This is a genomic window from Streptomyces cupreus (genome assembly GCF_014257025.1).
Classification (GTDB): Bacteria; Actinomycetota; Actinomycetes; order Streptomycetales; family Streptomycetaceae; genus Streptomyces; species Streptomyces cupreus.
In genome coordinates this window covers 44,028-63,453 of sequence record NZ_JACMSF010000019.1, presented here as the reverse complement: position 1 = coordinate 63,453, position 19,426 = coordinate 44,028, and the positions used below count along the sequence as shown (strand labels likewise).

Annotated in this window: 18 protein-coding genes; 8 read left to right on the top strand and 10 right to left on the bottom strand. The window is 71.4% G+C overall.

Features of this window, described 5'->3' with window-relative positions:
* Nucleotides 1-26 precede the first annotated feature (26 nt).
* The gene (locus H4N64_RS19250; protein WP_186283600.1) at nt 27-911 is read left to right on the top strand and encodes an MBL fold metallo-hydrolase; all 885 of its coding nucleotides are present in this window, start codon (nt 27-29) and stop codon (nt 909-911) included.
* Here the strand turns inward: H4N64_RS19250 and H4N64_RS19245 are convergent.
* From H4N64_RS19245 to H4N64_RS19205, 9 genes are read right to left on the bottom strand one after another with little or no spacing between them, the layout of a single operon-like run.
* The gene (locus H4N64_RS19245; protein WP_186283599.1) at nt 844-1,656 is read right to left on the bottom strand and encodes a thioesterase II family protein; all 813 of its coding nucleotides are present in this window, start codon (nt 1,654-1,656) and stop codon (nt 844-846) included. The genes H4N64_RS19250 and H4N64_RS19245 overlap by 68 nt on opposite strands.
* Entirely contained in the window at nt 1,653-2,756 is a 1,104-nt protein-coding gene (locus tag H4N64_RS19240; RefSeq protein WP_186283598.1) for an alpha/beta hydrolase, read from the bottom strand. Before H4N64_RS19240 ends, H4N64_RS19245 begins: the two co-directional genes overlap by 4 nt.
* Complete coding sequence (locus H4N64_RS19235; RefSeq protein WP_186283597.1) at nt 2,753-3,004, bottom strand: hypothetical protein; 252 nt, start codon at nt 3,002-3,004, stop codon at nt 2,753-2,755. Before H4N64_RS19235 ends, H4N64_RS19240 begins: the two co-directional genes overlap by 4 nt.
* The gene (locus H4N64_RS19230) at nt 3,001-3,240 is read right to left on the bottom strand and encodes a phosphopantetheine-binding protein (RefSeq protein ID WP_186283596.1); all 240 of its coding nucleotides are present in this window, start codon (nt 3,238-3,240) and stop codon (nt 3,001-3,003) included. The genes H4N64_RS19235 and H4N64_RS19230 overlap by 4 nt, the downstream gene beginning before the upstream one ends.
* Complete coding sequence (locus tag H4N64_RS19225; protein WP_186283595.1) at nt 3,237-5,177, bottom strand: HAD-IIIC family phosphatase; 1,941 nt, start codon at nt 5,175-5,177, stop codon at nt 3,237-3,239. Before H4N64_RS19225 ends, H4N64_RS19230 begins: the two co-directional genes overlap by 4 nt.
* A complete protein-coding gene (locus H4N64_RS19220; protein WP_186283594.1) occupies nt 5,174-6,196 on the bottom strand; it encodes a 3-oxoacyl-ACP synthase III family protein in 1,023 nt (340 codons plus the stop codon). The genes H4N64_RS19225 and H4N64_RS19220 overlap by 4 nt, the downstream gene beginning before the upstream one ends.
* Nucleotides 6,196-9,228: a type I polyketide synthase gene (locus H4N64_RS19215; RefSeq protein ID WP_186283593.1), complete on the bottom strand. Its 3,033-nt coding sequence runs from the start codon at nt 9,226-9,228 to the stop codon at nt 6,196-6,198. Before H4N64_RS19215 ends, H4N64_RS19220 begins: the two co-directional genes overlap by 1 nt.
* Entirely contained in the window at nt 9,225-9,560 is a 336-nt protein-coding gene (locus H4N64_RS19210) for an acyl carrier protein (protein WP_260859802.1), read from the bottom strand. The genes H4N64_RS19215 and H4N64_RS19210 overlap by 4 nt, the downstream gene beginning before the upstream one ends.
* 37 nt (nt 9,561-9,597) lie before the next feature.
* The gene (locus H4N64_RS19205; RefSeq protein ID WP_186283592.1) at nt 9,598-11,403 is read right to left on the bottom strand and encodes an AMP-binding protein; all 1,806 of its coding nucleotides are present in this window, start codon (nt 11,401-11,403) and stop codon (nt 9,598-9,600) included.
* 216 nt (nt 11,404-11,619) lie between these two features.
* Here H4N64_RS19205 and H4N64_RS19200 point away from each other — a divergent pair, with 216 nt between their 5' ends.
* From H4N64_RS19200 to H4N64_RS19175, 6 genes are all read left to right on the top strand, one after another.
* A complete protein-coding gene (locus H4N64_RS19200; RefSeq protein ID WP_186283591.1) occupies nt 11,620-12,273 on the top strand; it encodes a 4'-phosphopantetheinyl transferase superfamily protein in 654 nt (217 codons plus the stop codon).
* A 139-nt stretch (nt 12,274-12,412) separates the two neighbouring features.
* Nucleotides 12,413-14,017, top strand: a complete 1,605-nt coding sequence (locus H4N64_RS19195; protein ID WP_186283590.1) for a DHA2 family efflux MFS transporter permease subunit — start codon at nt 12,413-12,415, stop codon at nt 14,015-14,017.
* On the top strand, nt 14,017-14,706 hold the full coding sequence (locus H4N64_RS19190; protein WP_186283589.1) for a TetR/AcrR family transcriptional regulator: 690 nt from the start codon (nt 14,017-14,019) through the stop codon (nt 14,704-14,706). Before H4N64_RS19195 ends, H4N64_RS19190 begins: the two co-directional genes overlap by 1 nt.
* Entirely contained in the window at nt 14,703-15,917 is a 1,215-nt protein-coding gene (locus tag H4N64_RS19185) for an alpha/beta hydrolase family protein (RefSeq protein WP_186283588.1), read from the top strand. Before H4N64_RS19190 ends, H4N64_RS19185 begins: the two co-directional genes overlap by 4 nt.
* Before the next feature lie 320 nt (nt 15,918-16,237).
* Nucleotides 16,238-17,053, top strand: a complete 816-nt coding sequence (locus H4N64_RS19180) for a BTAD domain-containing putative transcriptional regulator (RefSeq protein ID WP_186283587.1) — start codon at nt 16,238-16,240, stop codon at nt 17,051-17,053.
* Between the two features lie 132 nt (nt 17,054-17,185).
* Entirely contained in the window at nt 17,186-18,223 is a 1,038-nt protein-coding gene (locus H4N64_RS19175; protein WP_186283586.1) for a hypothetical protein, read from the top strand.
* Here H4N64_RS19175 and H4N64_RS19170 read toward each other — a convergent pair.
* Nucleotides 18,157-18,858 (bottom strand): LuxR C-terminal-related transcriptional regulator, encoded by a 702-nt coding sequence (locus H4N64_RS19170; protein WP_186283585.1) that lies wholly within the window; start codon nt 18,856-18,858, stop codon nt 18,157-18,159. The genes H4N64_RS19175 and H4N64_RS19170 overlap by 67 nt on opposite strands.
* Nucleotides 18,859-19,152: 294 nt before the next feature.
* On the opposite strand from H4N64_RS19170, the gene H4N64_RS19165 reads away from it, so the two are divergent.
* Nucleotides 19,153-19,425: an acyl carrier protein gene (locus H4N64_RS19165; RefSeq protein WP_186283584.1), complete on the top strand. Its 273-nt coding sequence runs from the start codon at nt 19,153-19,155 to the stop codon at nt 19,423-19,425.
* Nucleotide 19,426 lies beyond the last annotated feature (1 nt).

The following is a 19,426-nucleotide window of genomic DNA, read 5'->3' as shown; positions in this document are numbered from 1 at the left end:
ACCCGCCCATGGAGCAAGGGAGTTCCATGCCGACCATCGACATCCTCCTGCCCGGCTTCGGCCTCGACACCGATCAGGGCTATCCCGCCTTCTGCGGAGTGTTCCTGGTGCGCGGCCCCGATGCCGCCGGACGGCCCCGGAACATCCTCGTCGACGCCGCCCACGTCGGCCGCCGTCCCTTCCTGTGGACCGCGCTCGCCGACCACGGCCTGTCCGCCGACGACATCGACACCGTCGTCCTCACCCACGCCCACTGGGACCATGTGCAGAACATCGACCTGTTCCCCCGGGCGACCCTGGTCCTCCACCCCGACGAGCGCCGGTACGCGCACACCCCGCACGCCAACGACTGGGCCACGCCCGCCTGGACGGGGCTGCTGCTGGAGCAGCTCCCTGTCCGCGAGGTCATGGACGGCGAGGAGATCATCCCCGGCGTCGACGTCATCGGTCTGCCCGGCCACTCGCCGGGCAGCATCGGCCTGGTGGTGGACACCGAGGCGGGGCGCGCCACGATCACCGGCGACGCCCTGCACTTCGCGTACGTCGCCAAAACCGGGCGCAACCCCCTGGTCTTCTGGGACGCCGACCAGGCCGAGCGCAGCATCGGGCGGATCCTGGACGTGTCCGACGTGATCTACCCGGGCCACGACCGCCCGTTCCGGCTCGCCCCGGACGGCGGCATCGACTATCTGGCACCCTTCGCCCTCACCCTGACCGGAGTTCGGCCCGACAGCCCGGGGCTCGGCTTCGCCGACTCCTCGGCCCGGCCGCTGTGGGTCATGCCGGGCATACAGGAGCAGCGCGCGCTGTACGAGAAGAACGCTGACGACAGCGCGCGGCGGATCAGCCGGGTGCCGCGGGTGGTCCGGCCGGTGCCGGCTCCCCGAGCAGCCGGGCCAGGGAGCGGTTGAGCCGGGCGAAGAACGGGCCGGGCTCCGCGCGCGGGAAGAAGTGGCCGCCGGGGACGAGGGCCATCCGGAAGTCGCGTGTGTACCGCTCCCAGGCCTGCACCGTCGCCGGGTCGACCAGCGGGTCGTCGATGCCTGCGAAGGCCTCGACGACCAGGGGCAGCCGGGCCCGTTCGTCGTCCGGGTCCGGCAGCCCCGCCCGGGCGTGGCTCGCGCAGATGCGCAGGTCGTCCCGGACGATGGGCAACAGCACCCGCAGCCAGTCCTCCCGCTCCAGGAACTGCGGGTCGAGGCCGCCGAAGTCAACCAGCAGACGGGCCAGTTCGCGGTCCTCGTACCGGTCGGGCGCCGGCAGCGTGGGGGTCAGATGCGGGGCCGCGTACGCGCCGAGGAACAGTGCCTCGGGGCCGCGGCCTCCCTCGCGCAGCCGGGCCGTGGCCAGGGCGGTGGCCACCAGGGCGCCCATGCTGTGGCCGTACGCCGCCCAGGGGCCCTCGTCGAGGCAGGGGGCGAGATCCCGCGCGAGGGCCTCCACGAGCTCCCCGGCGTCCTGGAAGCGGGGTTCCCGGTAGCGTGCCTCGCGCCCGGGCAACTGCACCGGCAGCACATCCACGCCGGACGGGACGCGGGCGGCCCAGGAGCTGAAGAACGAGGCCCCGCCGCCCGCGTGGTGGAAGCAGAACAGCCTCAGCCGGGCGTCCGGACGGGGCGCCCGGCTCAGGCAGGACACGGCAGTGGTGGAGGTCATGCGGGGGCTCCGGCCGACGCACCGGTCAGACGGCGGCGGGCGCGCAGGACACGGGCGCGGGCCGAGGCCGCCCGGCGCACCGCACCCGCTGTGCCCGCCATCCGCAGCGCCTGCGCCAGCAGCCACAGCCGGGTCTCGGCGGCCTGCTCGGGCCGGCCGCCCAGCGTGTCGTTCTCCACCAACCGCAGCCGCGCCACGGTCCGTTCGAGCAACTGGGCGTCGGAGTACGGCACGACCTCGTCGTCGCGGCCGTACACGCAGGCGACCGGGGCGCGCAGTTCGGTGAGCCGCTCCTCGGCCAGGCCCCAGTCGGCCAGGGCGGCCGGGAGCCGGTCCACCGGCGTGCGCGTCAGATGGGACAGGGTGAGGCTCACCAGACGCGGCAGCGGTGTGCGGTCCGCGGCCCGGACGAAGAAGTCCCGCACCGGCGCCCCGACGGTGGCCAGTCCCCGGACGCGATCGTCGTCCAACACCTGACGCAGGGCCAGATGCCCGCCGAAGCCGAGCCCGACGACACAGGTGCGGGAGGTGTCGGCGGCACGGCCGAGCAGATCGACGAGGTAGGTGAGCATGCGCACACTGTCCGTTCCGTAGGTGAGGGAGTTCTCGCCGACCCCCGGCAGTTCGGTGACCACGACGGCCGCGCCGAGCCGTTCGGACTCGGCGAGCACCGGCGCCCACTGCTCCTTGACGCCGGCGATGCCGCCGACGACGAGGATCAGCGGGAGCCTGTTCCGCAGGGACAGGCCGGTGGCCCAGCAGGCGAAGCCGCTGTCCTCGAAGGGCAGATCGAGCCGGGTGATGCCGCGAGCGCGTTTGCGCCAGCGGTCGAAGGCCGCCACACAGGCCTGCTGTGCCATGAGCCGGTCCGGGCCGTCGACGTACGGGAAGCGGGCCATCGCGTAGTAGCGGACCGCGTCCAGATCGCGGCCACGTGCCTCGGCCGCCATCGCCAGCGACGACCACGCGTGGGTCCAGGCGCCCTCGTCCTCGGTCTTCTCGCCCAGGCTCCCCGTCACCCGGTGGATGACATCGCCGGGGATGCCCTGGGCGTACGCGTGCGGGAGGGCGAACCTGCGCAGCTCCGCTACGGGGATCATCGGGCCACTCCTTTCTCTTCCGGTTTCTCTTGCGGTTTCTCTTCCGGGAAACGGGCCGGGGCATCGGGCGCGTGGGGCACCGGTCCGTCGCCGCGGCCCGTGACGAGCCGGGCGAGACCGGCCCGGATCCGCCTGCCGAGGCCGGGGGACCAGACCACGTCCAGCCGGGTGTCGAGGAACAGCGCGTGGAAGTGCAGGCAGACGTCGGTTTCTTGGGGCGCGGAGTCGGTCGTCGCGGGACTGGTCATCGATCCGTCACCACCTGGTGCATCTGCCGGAACGTCCGCACCTGAAGCAGATCGGCCACCGGGATCCGCCCGCCGACGACGCCCTCCACCACGGTCACCAGGCGCAGCAGCAGCACCGAGTCCCAGTCGGGGAAGTCGTCCAGCGGCCGGTCCAGGTCCTCCTCCTCCAGGTACAGGCCGAGTTCCTCCTCCAGAAGCGTGCGGAATTCCGCCGTGCCGGCGAGGGCGGTGGTCATGTGCGGTCTCCGTCGTCGGGCCCGAACGTGGCGTGCAGCCGCAGATGGGCGGGGGCGGGGGCGATGTCGCGCAGGTCGTGCCGGAAGAAGACGGCGTCGGGGTCGTCCGGGTCGGTGCCGACCGGGGTGAAGCCCTGGTCGGCGTAGAAGGCGGCGAAGGCGGCGTTGCGCGGCGACGGCAGGTAGCGGCTCGCCACGGCCTTCGCCATGGTGTCGCGTGCGAACTCCAGCACCGCGGCCACGCAGGCGCTCTCGATGCCCCGGGCGAACACACGGCAGCTCAGGGCGAAGTTGTCGATGCGCAGCACCTCCCCGTCGCGGCGCAGGAACAGCACGCCGACCAGGCCGTGGTCGCCGAACCGGTCACGGGCGTGCACCGCGATCACGTAACTCCCCGGGTGCGCCATCCGGTCCGCCACCTGCGGGACATCCAGTCGTTCGGTGGCCAGGTGGAACTGGTTGGTGCGCAGGGTGAGTTGGGAGACCCGCGCGAGCTCCGACTCGTCCGGGGGCCGGAGGGTGACCTCCAGACCGAGTCCGTCGAGATAGGCCTGGTAGGAGTCGACGTCCTCGCGGAACTCCTGCCGTCGGGCCTCGGTGCGGTAGCGGTCCGCCCGTTCCAGGTCGGCCTCGGTCAGCTCGAACAGGTCGAACCAGCCGTCGGCCAGCAGCGCGCCGGGGTGCAGGGCGGGTTCGTCGTCGACGCGGACCACGGCGACCTCGGGCAACTGCTCGCCGACGAGCCCGCATTCGAAGAGGCTGTCGTCGGCGAAGACGAAGCTGTCCAGGCCGAGTCCGAGCCGCTCGGCGATGTCGCGGAGATTGTCGTGCTTGGCCTTCCAGTTGGCGTTCACGTGGACGAAGTCGTGCTCGCGCAGCACCATCGCCGGATGCGTCCGCAGCGCCTGGCTCACCGCGTCCGCGTCGTTCTTGCTGCTGACCGCGAGCAGCACCCCCTGGGAGGCGAGCTGCCGGATCACCCGCTGGAACTCCACGAAGGCCTCGCCGCGCAGCCCGGCGCCGAGCTCGATGCCGCCGGGCCCGTCCTCGCCGAGCACGCCGCCCCACAGCGTCCCGTCCAGGTCCAGCACCAGGACCTTGCGGGTCCGGCCCAGCCGGGCGCGCACGATATGGGCGGCCTCCCGGGCATAGGCGGCCAGCAGCGGCTCGGACAGCCGGGCCCGGGCGTACTGGGCGGCGCGCGGTTCACCCGCGGGCACGCCCTCGCCGATCAGAGGATCGAGGTCCACGACGACCACGCCCGGGTGTTCGGCGGCGAGCGACAGCAGCCCGCTGTTGAACTCCCGCCACACCGCGCCGAGCCGGGCTCGGCAGCGCAGATCGACCAGCTGGTGGGTCACGTGGCGGTGCAGCGGCACCGTGTTGAGCACGAGCAGACCGCGACCGGCCTGCTGATGGGCGCGTACGGCGGAGGAGATCAGGGCGAGCCTGGCCCGCGCCGCGTCCTCGACGTCCTCGGCCCGCCAGGGAACGGTGAGGTCGCCGAGGACCGTGTGCGCGTCGAGCACGCACAGCATCAGGTCTGCGTCCTGCGCCGTGCCGGCCGGCCGCATCAGGTCCTGCAGATACGACCCGTACGGCGCGACCTTCGCGTCCAGCAGCAGCCCGTGGCGGGCCAGTTCGGCGGTGAGCGGCCCCACCACCGGTGCCACCGTGGACTCGCCCGTCACCGGCACGGAGACCACCGGCGCGTCGGGGACGTGGCGGCGCACCTCCTCCAGGTCGAGTCGGGCCAGCAACTGGCCCGCCGCCGGGAGATCGGCCCGGGGCATACGGGACAGCAGCGCCCGCACCGAGCCGTACTCCGCCGCCAGCTTGCCGGCGCGGTACAGGTCGCGCAGGGTGGCCAGGGACGCCCGGTCGTGCCAGGCGGCCGTGGAGTCGGGGCTCGGGATCCGGTGCTGGGCCTGGGTCATGAGCGCTCCAGGGCGAAACCGGACTTGATCCACTTGCTGGACTCGACGGCCACCGCGACGGCGCGCCCGGGACCGTCCCACTGGCTCAGAAGCTCGGCGAGCTGGAGGAAGGGCAGGGCGTTGCCGTTGTTGCCGACGGTGCGCACCACGTTGATCCGTCGGGCGCCCGGGGCGGGCATGGCCGCCGAGATACGGTCGCTCATCCGCCCTGAGAGCTGCGGGGGCAACAGGAAGTCCACCTGGTCGGCGCCCCAGCCGAGGTCGCCGAGGAGTTCCCAGAACATCTGCTGGGCCAGCGGCGGCACCGTCTCCTCGATCGCCTTGTAGTCCTCCGAGACCGCCGGACGGTCGCTGTGCCGGTCGCCGAGTCCGAACCAGTCGATGATCTGGCCGGGTTCCCGGCCCAGGCCCACCAGTCGGTTGAGCACCTGACGGATGGCGATCCCCGTGCCCAGCGGGTCGGTGCTGAGCACGGCCGCGCCGGCCCCGTCGCCGAAGAGGGCGTAGTTGACGAGCTCGGCGGAGGTCCGGCTGCCGGGGTCGAAGTCCCGCTCCAGATGCTTGGCGCACACGTCGCCGCCGATCACCAGCACGGTGGCGCAGCGCCCGGCCAGCAGCAGGGTGCGGGCCACGTCGAGGGCCTGCACGGCGCCGGCGCAGCCGGACTGGAGTTGATAGGTGGGGACGTTGTCGATTCCGAGCCGGTCCGCGACCAGGTTCACCGTGGCGGGCATCAGATGGTCCGGGGTCGCCGTGCCCATGACGACGCAGTCGATGTCGCTCGGCCCGAGACCGGCCTCGGCCAGCGCTCGGTCGGCGGCGGTCGCCGCGATGTCGGCCAGGCTGTACCGCACCTGACCGGTCGCCAGGTCGACGGCGAAGTAGCGGCTGGTGTTGCCGATGAACATCTCGGCCCAGGTCTCGTCGACGCCGACGAACTTGGCCAGGGTCGCGTTGTCCACGGGTTCCCCGGGCAGACAGGTGCCGACCGAGGCCAGGTGTGCGGTGGGAGCGGTCATCAGCCGGTTCCTTCCGGGGTCAGGGTCACGGCGGCGTCGGCGAGGTCGCGGTCTCGCAGATAGCGGACGAGGTCGCCGACGGTGCGCATGCTCTCCAGCAATTCCTCGACCGGGAGCGTGCCGAGCTGCGGCAGCTCGCTCTCGATGCGGGTCTTCAGCTCCATGGCCTGGATCGAGTCGAAGCCCAGGTCCTCATGGAGCCGGGTGTCGTCGTGCAGCAGGTCCGGGTCGTGTCCGCCGACCCGGCACACCAGACGGCGGGCCAGTGCGGCGAGGGAGTCCGGCAGCTCCCCCGCGGGGGTCGGCGGACACGATTCCCCGCGGTCCGTGAGGGGCGGTACCGCGGCGTCCGCGCCGGTGGGGGGCACGGACGGTTCCGGACGGTCTGGGGCGGAGCCGGAGCGCCAGGCGCGGAACGACTCGTCGAACAGATAGGGCGGCAGTCGTCGGGGCAGCCGGTCCGACTCGGTGTACAGCACGTCCCAGTCGGGTGTGAGGCCCGCACACCACAGCTCGCCGAACAGCTGCTGGGGCCGGTGGCCGGGGGCGTGCTCGCCCGGATGCGCGGTGTGCAGGCTCGCCGTGGAGCCGGCTGCCGTCCGCAGCCGGGCCAGCAGCGGAGTGAGCACCGAGGCCGGGCCGATCTCCACGACGTGGGTGATGTCGGTGGTGAGCAGTGCGTGGGCGGCCTCGGCGAACCGCACCGGCGCGGTGATCTGCCGCGCCCAGTAGTCGGCGTCCAGGGTCTGGTCGCCGGTGAGTTCCCGGCCGTGGACGGTCGAGAGGAACGGAAGGTTCGGGCGCCGGTCGGAGACGTCCGCGCAGGCGCGGCGGAACTCCTCGACCATGGGCTGCATCAGCGGCGAGTGGAAGGCGTGGGAGACCGTGAGCGGCCGGGCGGCCACCTTGCGTTCGGTCAACTCCGCTTTGAGTGCGGTGAGTTCGCCGAGGTCTCCGGCGACCACGGTGCGGCGGGGGCCGTTGACGGCGGCCAGGCCGAGCCGCTGCCGCCCCGCCAGCAGCGGCTCGACCTCCGCGGCGTCCAGGGCCACCGCGAGCATCCCGCCGTCCTCGGGCAGCGTCTCCATCAGCTCCCCGCGCCGGGCGACCAGCCGGGCGGCGTCCGCCGGGTCGAGCGCTCCGGCGACGCAGGCGGCGGCGAACTCGCCGATGCTGTGCCCGATGACGTACGACGGCTTGATCCCGGCCTCGGTCAGGGTGGCGGCCATCGCGTACCCGACCGCGAACAGCGCGGGCTGGGCCAGGCGCGCGCGGTGGATCTCCGGGTCGCCGTCGAGGATCAGGTCGCGAACGGACTGTCCGGTGTGCGGGGCGAGCAGCTTGTCCACCTCGTCGAAGTGCAGTGCGTAGGCGGGGCACGACCGGTACCACTGCGCGGCCATCCCGGGGTGCTGTGCGCCCTGCCCGGTGAAGGCGAACGCCACCGACGGCGCCGCACGGCGTGTGGCCCCCCTCTCGTCGCCGCGTTCGGCGGCCTTGCGCAGCTCCGCCACCAGCGTGGGCAGGTCGGCGGCGGCGACGGCCACCCGGTGCGGCAGCCGGGACTTGACCCGGTTGCTGGTCCAGCACAGCTGCGCCAGCTGGTCGCCGGGACGGCGGGACAGGGCGTCCGCCTGGGCCAGCAGATTGGCGCGCAGCCGCTCCGGCCCGCGGGCGGAGACGGTGAACACGCCCGGTGCGCCGGGGCGGGTCCGGTGGACGACCCGGGGCGCGGAGGCCAGCACCGCGTGGGCGTTGCTGCCGCCCATGCCGAAACTGCTCACCGCGGCGTGCACCGTGCCGGAGGGCAGCCTGAGCGGCGACTTCAGCAGGGACAGCCGTTGTCCGGGCAGGTCCAGCTTCGGGTTCTCGTCGTGGGCGAACCTGCTCGGCGGCACCGTGCGGTGGTGCAGCGCGAGGACGGCCTTGATGAGCCCGGCGATGCCGGCCGCGCCTTCGGCGTGCCCGAAGTTGCTCTTGACCGAGCCCAGCGCGACGCTGCCGCCGCTGCGGCCGCTGGTCAGTCGGCCGAGCGCCTGCGCCTCGATGAAGTCGCCGAGCAGGGTGCCGGTGCCGTGCGCCTCGATGAACCCGATGTCGTCGGCGGTGATCCCGGCCCGCTGCCACACGGACTCGATCAGCTGCTCCTGCGCCCAGCGGTTGGGCGCGGTGATGCCGTTGCTGCGCCCGTCCTGGTTGCTCCCGGTCTCCTTCAGCACGGCGTACACCGGCTGACGGTCCGCCAGGGCGTCGCTCAGCCGGCGCAGCATCAGCACCGCCACGCCTTCGGCCCGCCCGATCCCGTCGGCTGCGGCGCTGAACGGCTTGCACCGGCCGTCGGGCGCCGAGAGGCCGGCCTGGGTGTAGAAGATGTTGATGACCGGCGTCATGATCAGGTTGGTGCCGGCCACCAGGGCGTGGTCGCACTCTCCCCAGCGCAGCGAGTTCATGGCGAGGTGGACGGCGACGAGCGAGGAGGAGCAGGCCGTGTCCACGGCCAGGCTGGGGCCCTTGAGGTCGAGGTGGTACGAGACGCGGTTCGCGCCCATGAAGTAGCCGTTGCCGGAGCCGTAGCGTGCGGTGATCGTGTCGTAGTCCTTGAGCGCCAGATACGCCCACTCGTTGGCCATCACCCCGACGAATACGCCGGTCGCCGTTCCGGCCAGGTCCTGGGGTGCGATCGCGGCGTCCTCGATCGCCCGCCACGAGCACTGCAGCAGCAGCCGCTGCTGCGGGTCCATCGCGGCGGCCTCGCGCGGTGCGATCCCGAAGAAGGCGGGATCGAAGGCGTCGGGGTCGTGGATGAAGCCGCCGCGCACGGTGTTGCTGCGGCCCGGCGGCCGGGCCTCGCGGGCGCTTTGCGGAGCGGACGGGGGAACGGCGTGATAGCGCTCGGCGTCCCAGCGCTGCTCGGGCACCCGGCCCGTGCCGTCGCGTCCGTCCATGAGAAGGGCCCAGTACTCCTGGGCGTCGCGGGCGCCGGGGAAACGGCAGTCGAGACCGACGACCGCGATCGGCTCGCGCACGGTCATGACGGGTCCTCGTCGTCCGTCGCCCGGTCGGCCAGGCGTTCGGTGAGATGGGTGGCGATCGCGTGGACGGTCGGGAAGTCGTACGCGATCGTGGGGGAGACCGGGATCCGGAACTTCTCCTCGATCTCGCCGCAGATGCTGATCGCCGCGACGGAGTCGATGCCGTAGTCGGCGAGGGGGGTGTCCGGGTCGATGTCCTCGGCCGCCTTGCGCAGATGGAAGGCGACCCGCTCGGTCAGCCACAGTTCGAGGCCGGGTGCGTTGTCGCGGGGCGAGGGCCGGTCCATGGGCTCGGCGGGACGGGCGTCGCGGGTTTCGGGGGCGATGCTCATGGTGTTTCTCTCTCTGAGGGGCGTAGGCCTGCGGATCTCAACGGCGGGTGGCGGCGGGCTCTGGCGCCGCTTCCGTGGTGGTGACCAGGGCGGCGACCGCGGGCTGCAGCCGCTGGTGCAGCACCGACAGGCTGCCGTCGAGGAAGAGCTGCCGCATGAGGGTGCGCTGCGTCTTGCCGCTGGTGGTCTTGCGGATCGCGCCGGGGCGCACCAGCACCACGCTCACGGCGGGCAGCTGGAACTGACGGCTGACCAGGGCCTGGACGGAGGCGCAGAGTTGAGCCAGGTCGTGCTCCTCGGGGGCCCGGGCCCGCAGCTCCTGCACCACGACCACGTGCGAGCGGTCGGACGCCTCGTCGGTGACGGTGAACACCGCGCCGCCGCCGCGCCGGAGCGACTCCCCGGACTCCTGTACGGCCTGCTCGATGTCCTGCGGGTAGAGGTTGCGGCCGTGCTGGATCAGCATCTCCTTGATCCGACCGGTGACGTAGAGCTCCTCGTTGAGCAGGGCTCCGAGATCGCCGGTGCGGAACCAGCCGCCGCGGCCGTCCGCCGTCACCGCCCGGAAGGTCTCGGCGGTCAGTTCCTTGCGGTTCCAGTAGCCGACGGCCACCGAAGAGCCGCGCAGCCAGATCTCGCCGACCCGGCCGCCGGGCAGCACCTTCAGGGTCACCGGATCCACGATGAGCACCTCGGTGTCCTTGGGCCGGCCGCAGCCGACCAGGGTGCGGGCGGGCCGGTCGCTGCGGGCGGGCCGCAGCTCGTCCTGCTCCAGGGCGCGGGCGTCCACAGTGAGTTCGAGGTGGGGGGCCTCGGTGTCCCCGCTGGAGACCAGCAGGGTGTTCTCGGCCAGGCCGTAGCAGGGCAGGACGGCCTGCGGGCGCAGCCCGTTGGCGGCGAAGCGGCTCACGAAGGCGCGCAGGGTCTCGGCGCGTACCGGCTCGGCTCCGTTGAGTGCCACCCGCAGGCTGGACAGGTCCAGGTCCGCGGACTGTTCATCGGTGACGCGGCGGGTGCACAGCTCGTAGCCGAAGTTGGGGGAGGCGGTGCCCTCGACCCGGTAGTCGTGGATCATGCGCAGCCAGCGGTGCGGCTGCTTGATGAAGGCGATCGGTGACATCTGCACGCTGGTGCCGCCCATCCACAGCGGGTGCAGGGTCATGCCGATGAGCCCCATGTCGTGGTAGAGCGGCAGCCAGCTGCCGGCCACCACGCCCTGCGGGGTCACCATGGCGGTGCGGATGGCCTCCTCGTTGGCGGCGAGGTTGGCGTGAGTGACCATGACGCCCTTCGGTTCGCTGGTGGAGCCGGAGCTGTACTGGAGGAAGGCCACATCCGTGTCGCGCACGCGGGGCGGGGACCACAGGTCCGGGTCGGCCGTGTTGTCGTCGTCCCCGCCGGTCGCCAGGCACAGCACGTCCTGTTCTCCCGCGGCGACCAGCCAGGCCCCGATGGCCTGCCGGTACTCCGGGAGCGTCAGCACCGCGCCCACCTTGGCGTCCCGCAGGATGCCGTGGACCCGGGCCAGCCGTTCGCCCGGCTCGTCGGGCAGCGGCGCGGGAATGGCCGTGCGGCCCGCGTAGAAGCAGCCCAGGAAGGCCGTGACGAAGTCCAGGGTCGGCGGGTACAGCAGCAGGACCGGACGCGAGGGGTCTTTGGACGCGTGCCGCAGCCGGGTGGCCACCAGGCGGGCGCGGCGGTCCAGTTCGGCGTAGCTGAGCTGCTCGGGCCGCATGTCCGGGCCGTCCTCGTGCAGGTACACGAACGCGGCACGCTCGGGATGGCGTTCCACGCCGGAGCGTACGGCGTCCGTCAACGTCCGGTGCTGAGGCTGGTGTGGCACGGGCTGTCCTCTCCCAGGGCGATCCTTGCGACGGCACCGAGTGCCATCCGTTGTCCTCAGCCTTGACGTGCCGTGAAAAGGCGGCGTAAAGCGAAAATTGGTGCGCACGTCAAGGGTTTGGGGTTGTAGCCATGGCCGGGTGCAACGGTTGGTGCGCGCGGGAACACGTACCGTGCTGGCACGCGGTGCCGGATACCGTCTGCCCAAGGAGGCCTCGTGACCGGATGGGACGTACATGTCGAAGGGGCTGTGGCGAGCGGCCCCTTGCCTCCCGGCGGGCATGCCGTCCGCCTCGGCCGGCTGGACGAGTGGGCGCGGGCGTCGGGTGAACCCGCACGCGAATACGTCGGCCGGGCGCGGTCGTCGGGATCCCGGCTGCTGCTGCGCCATGCGGTGGCCGCGGCCGGCGGCACTCAACCGCACCGGGTGGTCGTGGGCCGCGACGGCCACGGTCGGCCGGTCCTGCATGCTCCAGCGGGGCTGGACGTGAGCATCAGTCACACGGCCGACGTGCTCGTCGTCGGCGTGGCCCGCGGCCGCCGTATCGGAGTGGACGTGGAGGCCTGGGACCGCCCACTGCTGGTGCCCGGGCTCGCCGAGAGGTTCTGCCACCCCGAGGAACTGGCGGAGCTGCGCGAACTGCCGCCCGCCGCACGCAATTCGATGCTGGTACGGCTGTGGACGCTCAAGGAGGCCTACACGAAGGCGCTCGGCGTCGGGCTGGCGTACGACTTCTCACACCTGCGCCCCCGGCCCGCCCCGGACAGCGGCTGGTGGCTGGACCGCGCCGCACCCGGCTGGCGCCTGCGCTGCGACCGTGTCCTGGACCGCTACGTCGTCGCCCGCGCCCTGGGGCCTGACGGGCTGTAACGGCATCGCCGCAATCGAGTCAGCCATGTTTCGATACACCGTTGACTCGATTGCTCGCCGGGTCTAGCGTCAAGTCCACACGGCACCAGTACGGCACTCAGCTCACGTTCACCCTCTTCTTGCCGAGGAGCGGAAATTCGTGACAACTCAGCCTCGCCGCAAGCCCCCTGACCAGGCGTCGGCCACCGCGCACCCGCACCGCTGGCGCGTGCTGGCGGTGCTCCTGGTCGGCCTGCTGCTCGTAGTCCTGGACACGTCGATCCTCAACGTGGCCCTGAAGACCCTGGCCGAGCCCGCGCCCGAGGGCCTCGGAGCCTCACCGGGCGATCTGCAGTGGTCGATCGACTCCTACACCCTCGTCTTCGCCGCCCTGCTCTTCACCACCGGCGCGCTCGCCGATCGCTGGGGACGCAAACGCGTCCTGCTGGCCGGGCTGTTGGTCTTCGGTGCCTGCTCCCTGTGGTCCGCCTACGCCCGCAGCGCCGACGAACTGATCGTCGCGCGGGCCGGGTTGGGGTTCGGTGCCGCTCTGGTGCTGCCGGCCACCCTGGCGATCATCATGGCCGTCTTCCCGCCCGCCGAGCGCGCCAAGGCCATCGGTCTGTGGGCGGGCGCCGCCGGACTCGCCGTCGCGCTCGGGCCGGTCACCGGCGGCGCGCTCCTCGAACACTTCTGGTGGGGCTCGGTGTTCCTGGTCAACCTGCCCATCGTGCTGATCGGTGCCGCCGCCGCGCTCGTCGTCGTCCCCGAGTCCAAGGACCCCGGGCGCGGCGGCCTCGACCCGCTCGGCGCCGTGCTGTCCGTCGCCGGGCTCACCTCCCTGGTGTATGGCGTGATCCGGGGCGGCGAGTCGGACAACTGGGCGGAGGCCGTGGTGTGGGGGCCGATCCTCGGGGGCCTGCTGGTCCTGGGCCTGTTCGCGTTGTGGGAGCACCGCACCGAGCGGCCCGCGCTGGACCTCGCCCTGTTCACGGTCCGCCGCTTCTCGGCCGCCGTGGCCGTGATCGGCCTGGTCTTCTTCGCCCTGCTGGGCGCCACCTTCTTCCTGGTCTTCTATCTGCAGAGCGTGCGCGGCTGGACGCCGCTGGAGGCCGGCTGCCTGCTGCTGCCCCTGGCCCTGGCGCAGTTGGCCTTCTCTGCGCCGGCCACGCTGATGGCCAAGCGGATCGGGTCCGGGCCGGTGTGCGCCACCGGCATGCTGCTCACCTCGCTCGCCTTTCTCGCCGTGGCCGGCGTCGACGAGCGGACCGAGGTGTGGGTGATCGAGTCCGTCCTGTTCGCCATGGGCATCGGCATCGCCTGTGTGATGCCGCCCGCGACCTCGGCCGCCATGTCCGCCGTCTCCCAGGACCGGGCGGGTACCGGCTCCGCGGTCACCACCACCTTCCGGCAGGTGGGCGGCGCCCTCGGCGTCGCCGTCCTGGGCTCGGTGCTCTCCGTCGCCTACCGCTCCCGGATCGAGGAGCACCTGACGCCGCTGCCCGCACCGGTCCGTGACACGGCGGAGGAGTCCATCGCCACCACCCTCACCGTCGCCGAGGAGTTGGGTCCGCGCGGTGCGCCGCTCGCCGGACAGGCTGTCGACGCGTTCGTCTCGGCCATGCACCTCACGGCCCTCGTCGCTGTCGGCGTCACCTTCGTCGGTGCCCTGGTCAGCCTGCTGTTCCTGCCTTCCCGTACGGCCGCCGGAGTGCCCGACGGCCAGGAGGCGCCCACGCGAGAAGTCCATACCACGGAGGTCTGATGCCTATGCCGCACGCCGATCGAGCCGCGGCCGCCCCGGGGTCCTCCCCCCGGGGCGGCCGTCAGCGCGACCCCGCCGCCGACCAGGCGATCCTGGACAGCACCCTGGGCCTGCTCAGCCAGGGGTGCAGCTTCGGCGACCTGTCCATGGACCTGGTCGCCCAGCGCGCGGGCGTCGCCCGGGCCACCATCTACCGGCGCTGGCGCAACAAGGAAGAGCTGGTGCTGGCCGCGCTGGGCAGTCTCGACCTGCCGGTGCCGCCGCTGGAGGGACTGAGCCTGCGGGACCGGCTGGTCACTCTCGTCGACCAGCTCCGGCACCGGGGTCAGGACACCAATCTGCACCGGCTGATCGGCAGTCTGCTCGGTGAGGCGGTGCGCCGCCCGCAGCTGGTGGAGCAATTCGAGAACACGGTCGTCGCCGCCCGGCACGAGGCCCTGCTGCGGGTGCTGCGAGACGGCATCGACAGCGGTGAGCTGCGGGCCGGCCTCGACCTGGACGACGCGATCGAGATGCTCACCGGGCCGATGGCCGCCCGGCTGATCCTGCGTCAACGCCCCGTGGAGTCCGTGGTGTTCGCCGAACGCATCGTCGACACGTTCCTGAACGGAACCCGCATTGTCCGTGCCGGGACAAGCCCGGGCACGACACCGGAGCACCTCCCACAACCAGAGGAGCCGCTGCCATGAAATTCCTGTTCGACGACCCCGCCTTCGACTACCAGGCCTTGCGCGCCGCCGGCTACGCCGACTACGGCGGTGCGCAGCTCGGCGAGGTCGTCGCGGTCGCCTCCCGGATCCCCGGCGGAGACACCGACGCCTGGCGGCACGCGTGGACGTCGCTCGCCGAACGCGTCCTCGGCCTGGCCACGGCGGCGCGCGGCGAGGGACGCACCGTCGACGCACGGGCCGCACTGCTGCGTGCGCACAACTACTACCGGACCGCCGAGTTCTTCGAGCGCGACGACCCGCAGGGCACGGAGGCCCGGCGGCTGATGGGCCTGTCCCGGGAGACCTTCGCCGACGCCGCCGCGCTCATGGAGCGGCCACCGCAGTTCATCCGCATCCCGTACGAGGACACCTCACTGCCCGCCTACCTGTACCGGGTGGACGACTCCGACGAGCCCCGGCCGACGATCATCCACCACGGCGGGCTCGACTCCACGGTCGAAGAGGGCTACTTCTTCGTGGCCGCGGCGGCCCTCGCCCACGGCTGGAACTGCCTGTGCTTCGAGGGCCCAGGGCAGGGCTCGGTCCTGCGTGACCAGGGGCTGGTCTTCCGGCCCGACTGGGAGAAAGTCGTCACCCCGGTGGTGGACCACGTCCTGTCCCTGCCCGGCGTGGACCCCGACCGCCTGGCGCTGGTCGGCACCAGCCTCGGCGGCCTGCTCGCGGTGCGGGCGGCCGCGTTCGAGCACCGGCTGGCCGGCTGCATCGCCCATGACGCGGTCTGGCAGCTGGGCGACGTCGTTCCGCTGCCGCCGTTCGTGCTGGACTGGGTCGAACAGGGACACGACGACTTCGCCAACCCGGTCATGTGGGGGATCGCCGCCCAGCAGACCTTCACCCGCTGGCTGCTGCGGCACGCCCTGTGGACCTTCGGCGCCGCCACCCCGGCCGAGCTGCTGCGCCGAATGCCTGCGTTCGGCCTCTCGGAGGTCATCGGCAAGGTGCGCTGCCCCGTGCTCGTCCTGGACGCGGAGGAGGATCTGTTCTTCGCCGGCCTGGAGCACGCCAAGAAGGTGTATACGGGGCTGAACTCACCCAAGACGCTGCATGTGTTCACCGCGGACGAGGGCGGCGGGGCGCACTGCCACTCCGGTGCCATGCGCCTCTTCCATGACCGGCTCTTCTCGTGGCTGACGGAGACTCTCGGGGCGGGGCGGGCGGTCGCGGTCTGACCGTCGGCGGAGCCGGCGCCGGACTCCCGGTCCGGACAGCCCGGTCCGCTCGCCCGCGGGCCGGGCTGTCTGCCGGACAGGATCCATGGACAGTCGATTTCGAGCGGCCGAATACATTTCCATAGCCAGTATCCGGGCGGCCCGAATTTTATTCTCCTTAATGGCCGTGTAACGGGGAGGGGGTGGTACCGAGAGATGAGCTAGCATATGCTTCACGCACTGGCGGCGATATTGCCGACTATGTTGCGTCCCAGACCTGAGGGCGGACGGGGGAACCAGAATCAGTTGAATGCGTACCTACGCATTCTGGGGGGTTTGCTGTGGCCCTGTCCTCTGTACAGGCTGACCAGCCACTGCGCTATGACCTACTCGGGCGCCTGCGGGTGACCCGAGGCGGTGTCGACCTGACGCCGGAGCCACCCAAGCTCGCCAAACTGCTCGCCCTGCTCCTGATCAGGGCGGGTGAGCCGGTGGCCGGCGAGAAACTCGTGGCGGAACTGTGGGAGCAGGATCCACCGCGCTGCGCGTTCGCGAGCCTGCGGGTGTACGTCTCACAGCTGCGGAAGCTTCTCAGTGGCCCGCGGGGAATGTCCCCGATCGTCACGACGCCGCCCGGATACATTCTCGACACGAGTGGGGCGGTGACAGACCTCCACGAATTCGAGATGCTCTACACCCGTGGCCGAGAACGGTATGTGGCGGCTGATTTCTCACATGCGTCCGAACTCCTGCGCCGGGCGCTGTCGCTGTGGCGTGGCCCCGTTCTGGAGGGTATTCCCGGCTCGCTGGTCATCGATTCGTTCACGGCAGTCCAGGACGAGAAACGGCTGAATTGCACCGAACTGAGCATGGACTCGGCGCTGGCTCTCGGCTGCCATCACGAGATGATCGAGGAACTGCGCGGCCTGGTCGTCCTGCACCCGCTGCGCGAGCCCTTCTACCACCAGCTGATGGTCGCCCTGTACCGGGCGGGCCGCCAGGGCGATGCGCTGGCGGTGTACCGCAGCGCCCGCCGGGTGCTCAGGGAGGAGCTGGGAGTCGAGCCGGGACCGTCGCTGCGGCTCTCCCAGGAAGCGATCCTGCGGGCGGATCCGGTGCGATTGGAGGCCGCCGGGGTCATTCCCGCCCTGCACTGACTGCACCGCACCCGCTGCCCGCACCGCCCCGTCGCGCGCTTTACACGGGTTTTGCAGTGGCTTAAGTGCCCTCTCCTAGCGTGCAGTTGACCCCGTGACCCGCGGGGGAGCCGAGTAGCCGTGGGAGGACACATGGCCGCGGTGTGGGCCGCCCTTCTCTCGCTGTGTCTGGTCGGGTTCCTCGCCGCACCGGCTCAGAACCCGACCGGACACCGCGACAGCACCAGGCACTTGAACGCGTTCCTCGCCACATACCACGCCGACGTGGGCTCCTCGGTCCCCCTGGGAGACGGCAGGGTGCTGTGGCTGTTCGGCGACACCGTGCGCGCGGACGGCGGGTTCGACCGCAACAGCGCCGCCGTCCAGTACCCGGACGGGCAGTTCCGCAGCCTCCCGGGCACCTTCGCCGACCACCCGCTCCCCGACCACTGGTACTGGCCCGGCACGGCGAGCCGGTCGGGGAACCGGCTGAGGATGCTGGCCATGGACTTCACCTGCGACGAGCCGTGCGGCGCGTGGGACATGCGCTACCAGCACACCGACGTCCTCACCTACCGACTGCCGGATCTGACCCCCCTCGGGCGGGTGTCGCTTCCCCGCCGTCCCACCGGTGCGATGTGGAGCCAGCTGTACCCGGCGCACGGCGGTGTCACCTACGTCTTCGGCTCCTACGCGGTGCTGGGCCGGCCGGGCAAGGCCGTCGAGGTGGCCCGCGTGCCCACCGGCCGCCTGGCCGACCCCGCGGCCTGGAACTACCTCGGCACGAAGCTCGGGCCCGAGCTCGAACTGGGCACGGTGATGAGCGTGGTGCGCACGGCCGAGGGCCATCGCCTGTACTCCAAACGGCTCGACCTGTGGTCCGACGAGATCATTTCCTACGACGGGCCCACTCCCCATGGGCCGTGGTCGAACCGCCGGGTGGTCGCCACGACCCCGCGACGCGAGGGAATGTTCACCTACGCCGTGGAGGCCCATCCGGAGCAGCCGTCCGCCCCGGGCCGCCTGCTCCTCACGTACGCGACGAACTGCAAGCGTCTGTGCGGCGGTTACCACGTCACGGCGATCACGGTCGCCGCGCCCGGCGTCCTGCGTGACGCGGCCCTTCAGGGCTCGCGTGCCGAATCCGCCTCCGGCGCACAGGGCGGCGAGGCGACCAGGCCGGAGCGGTAGGCGAGGGCGATGGCCTGCGACCGGCTGCGGAGTTCGAGCTTTTGCAGGAGATGGTGGATGTGGGAACGGACCGTCGTCTCCGAGATGAACAGCAGACCGGCGACCTGATGGGTCGAATACCCCTGTGCGATGTGCCGCAGGATCTCCAGTTCACGTGAGGTCAACCGGTCGAGAGAGCACGTCTCCCGATCGGTCACCGGATCCCGCTCCGCGGCCAGCCGGCGCAGCAGGGGACGGGTCACGGAACCGGTGAGGACGACCGCGCCGACCGCCACCATCCGCACCGCACAGACGAGTTGCTCGGCCGGGTCCTCTTTCAGCAGGAAACCCCGAGCACCCGCGAGCAGCGCCTGGGTGACGAGGTCGGTGTCACCGGCGGCCGCGAGCACGACCACCCCGCCCGGCTGGTCCGACCTCATCTCGGCGAACTCGCGCACGGCGGTGCCGCCTTCGTACCGGAGGGAGTTGACGTCCATGACGACGACCGCGGGATTGAGCCGGCGCACCATTCCCATGGCGTCCGCGATGCGGTCGACCTCACCCACCACCGTGATGCCCGTCTCGGAATCCAGAATCGACCGAAGCCCCGCGCGGACCAACCGCTGCTCGTCGCACAGGACCACTCGGATGTCCATGACCGACCATCAGCTCCAATTCGGAGTGAGTCCGCTGGCGACGGGTGTCGGGCTATATGGCGGTAATGCTGAATTAGCGTTCGAAAGGTGAGTCTATCGGGGCGCCTGAGAGACCGTCAATTCGTGGTGATTGTGATGTCGGTGAGGTGCGGCATGGGTGTCGGCTCCACGAAAAACGGAGACCGCGACCGAGCTTGGACGAATGATCGAGGCGGGGAATCAGCGAATGACTGAAGACAGTCCGACCTCAGATCTCGTAACCTCGGGCCCACTCTGGGGGGAGGGGAGGGAATCATGACTGCCGCAGAAGGTGTTCACATGCCCGCCGATGTGCGCGCGGAAAAGATACGGGGGATCGTCTGCGATATTTTGGAGATCGATCCTGCCGATATGACACCCACAAGTCTCTTCAAGGAGGAGCACGAGGCCGACTCCCTGCGGGCCATCGAAATACTCGCCGCACTTGAGCGGAATTTTTCCGTCGTCATCGACCAGACGGAGCTGAGCCGCATGGTGAACCTCGAAGGCGTCTGCGCGGTCGTCACCGATGCGCTGGAACGCACCTGAC

Coding starts and splice junctions, on each gene's coding strand:
- H4N64_RS19250 (WP_186283600.1), top strand. CDS start 27: ATGCCGACCATCGACATCCTCCTGCCCGGCTTCGGCCTCGACACCGAT.
- H4N64_RS19245 (WP_186283599.1), bottom strand. CDS start 1,656: ATGACCTCCACCACTGCCGTGTCCTGCCTGAGCCGGGCGCCCCGTCCG.
- H4N64_RS19240 (WP_186283598.1), bottom strand. CDS start 2,756: ATGATCCCCGTAGCGGAGCTGCGCAGGTTCGCCCTCCCGCACGCGTAC.
- H4N64_RS19235 (WP_186283597.1), bottom strand. CDS start 3,004: ATGACCAGTCCCGCGACGACCGACTCCGCGCCCCAAGAAACCGACGTC.
- H4N64_RS19230 (WP_186283596.1), bottom strand. CDS start 3,240: ATGACCACCGCCCTCGCCGGCACGGCGGAATTCCGCACGCTTCTGGAG.
- H4N64_RS19225 (WP_186283595.1), bottom strand. CDS start 5,177: ATGACCCAGGCCCAGCACCGGATCCCGAGCCCCGACTCCACGGCCGCC.
- H4N64_RS19220 (WP_186283594.1), bottom strand. CDS start 6,196: ATGACCGCTCCCACCGCACACCTGGCCTCGGTCGGCACCTGTCTGCCC.
- H4N64_RS19215 (WP_186283593.1), bottom strand. CDS start 9,228: ATGACCGTGCGCGAGCCGATCGCGGTCGTCGGTCTCGACTGCCGTTTC.
- H4N64_RS19210 (WP_260859802.1), bottom strand. CDS start 9,560: ATGAGCATCGCCCCCGAAACCCGCGACGCCCGTCCCGCCGAGCCCATG.
- H4N64_RS19190 (WP_186283589.1), top strand. CDS start 14,017: ATGCCTATGCCGCACGCCGATCGAGCCGCGGCCGCCCCGGGGTCCTCC.
- H4N64_RS19185 (WP_186283588.1), top strand. CDS start 14,703: ATGAAATTCCTGTTCGACGACCCCGCCTTCGACTACCAGGCCTTGCGC.
- H4N64_RS19175 (WP_186283586.1), top strand. CDS start 17,186: ATGGCCGCGGTGTGGGCCGCCCTTCTCTCGCTGTGTCTGGTCGGGTTC.
- H4N64_RS19170 (WP_186283585.1), bottom strand. CDS start 18,858: ATGGACATCCGAGTGGTCCTGTGCGACGAGCAGCGGTTGGTCCGCGCG.
- H4N64_RS19165 (WP_186283584.1), top strand. CDS start 19,153: ATGACTGCCGCAGAAGGTGTTCACATGCCCGCCGATGTGCGCGCGGAA.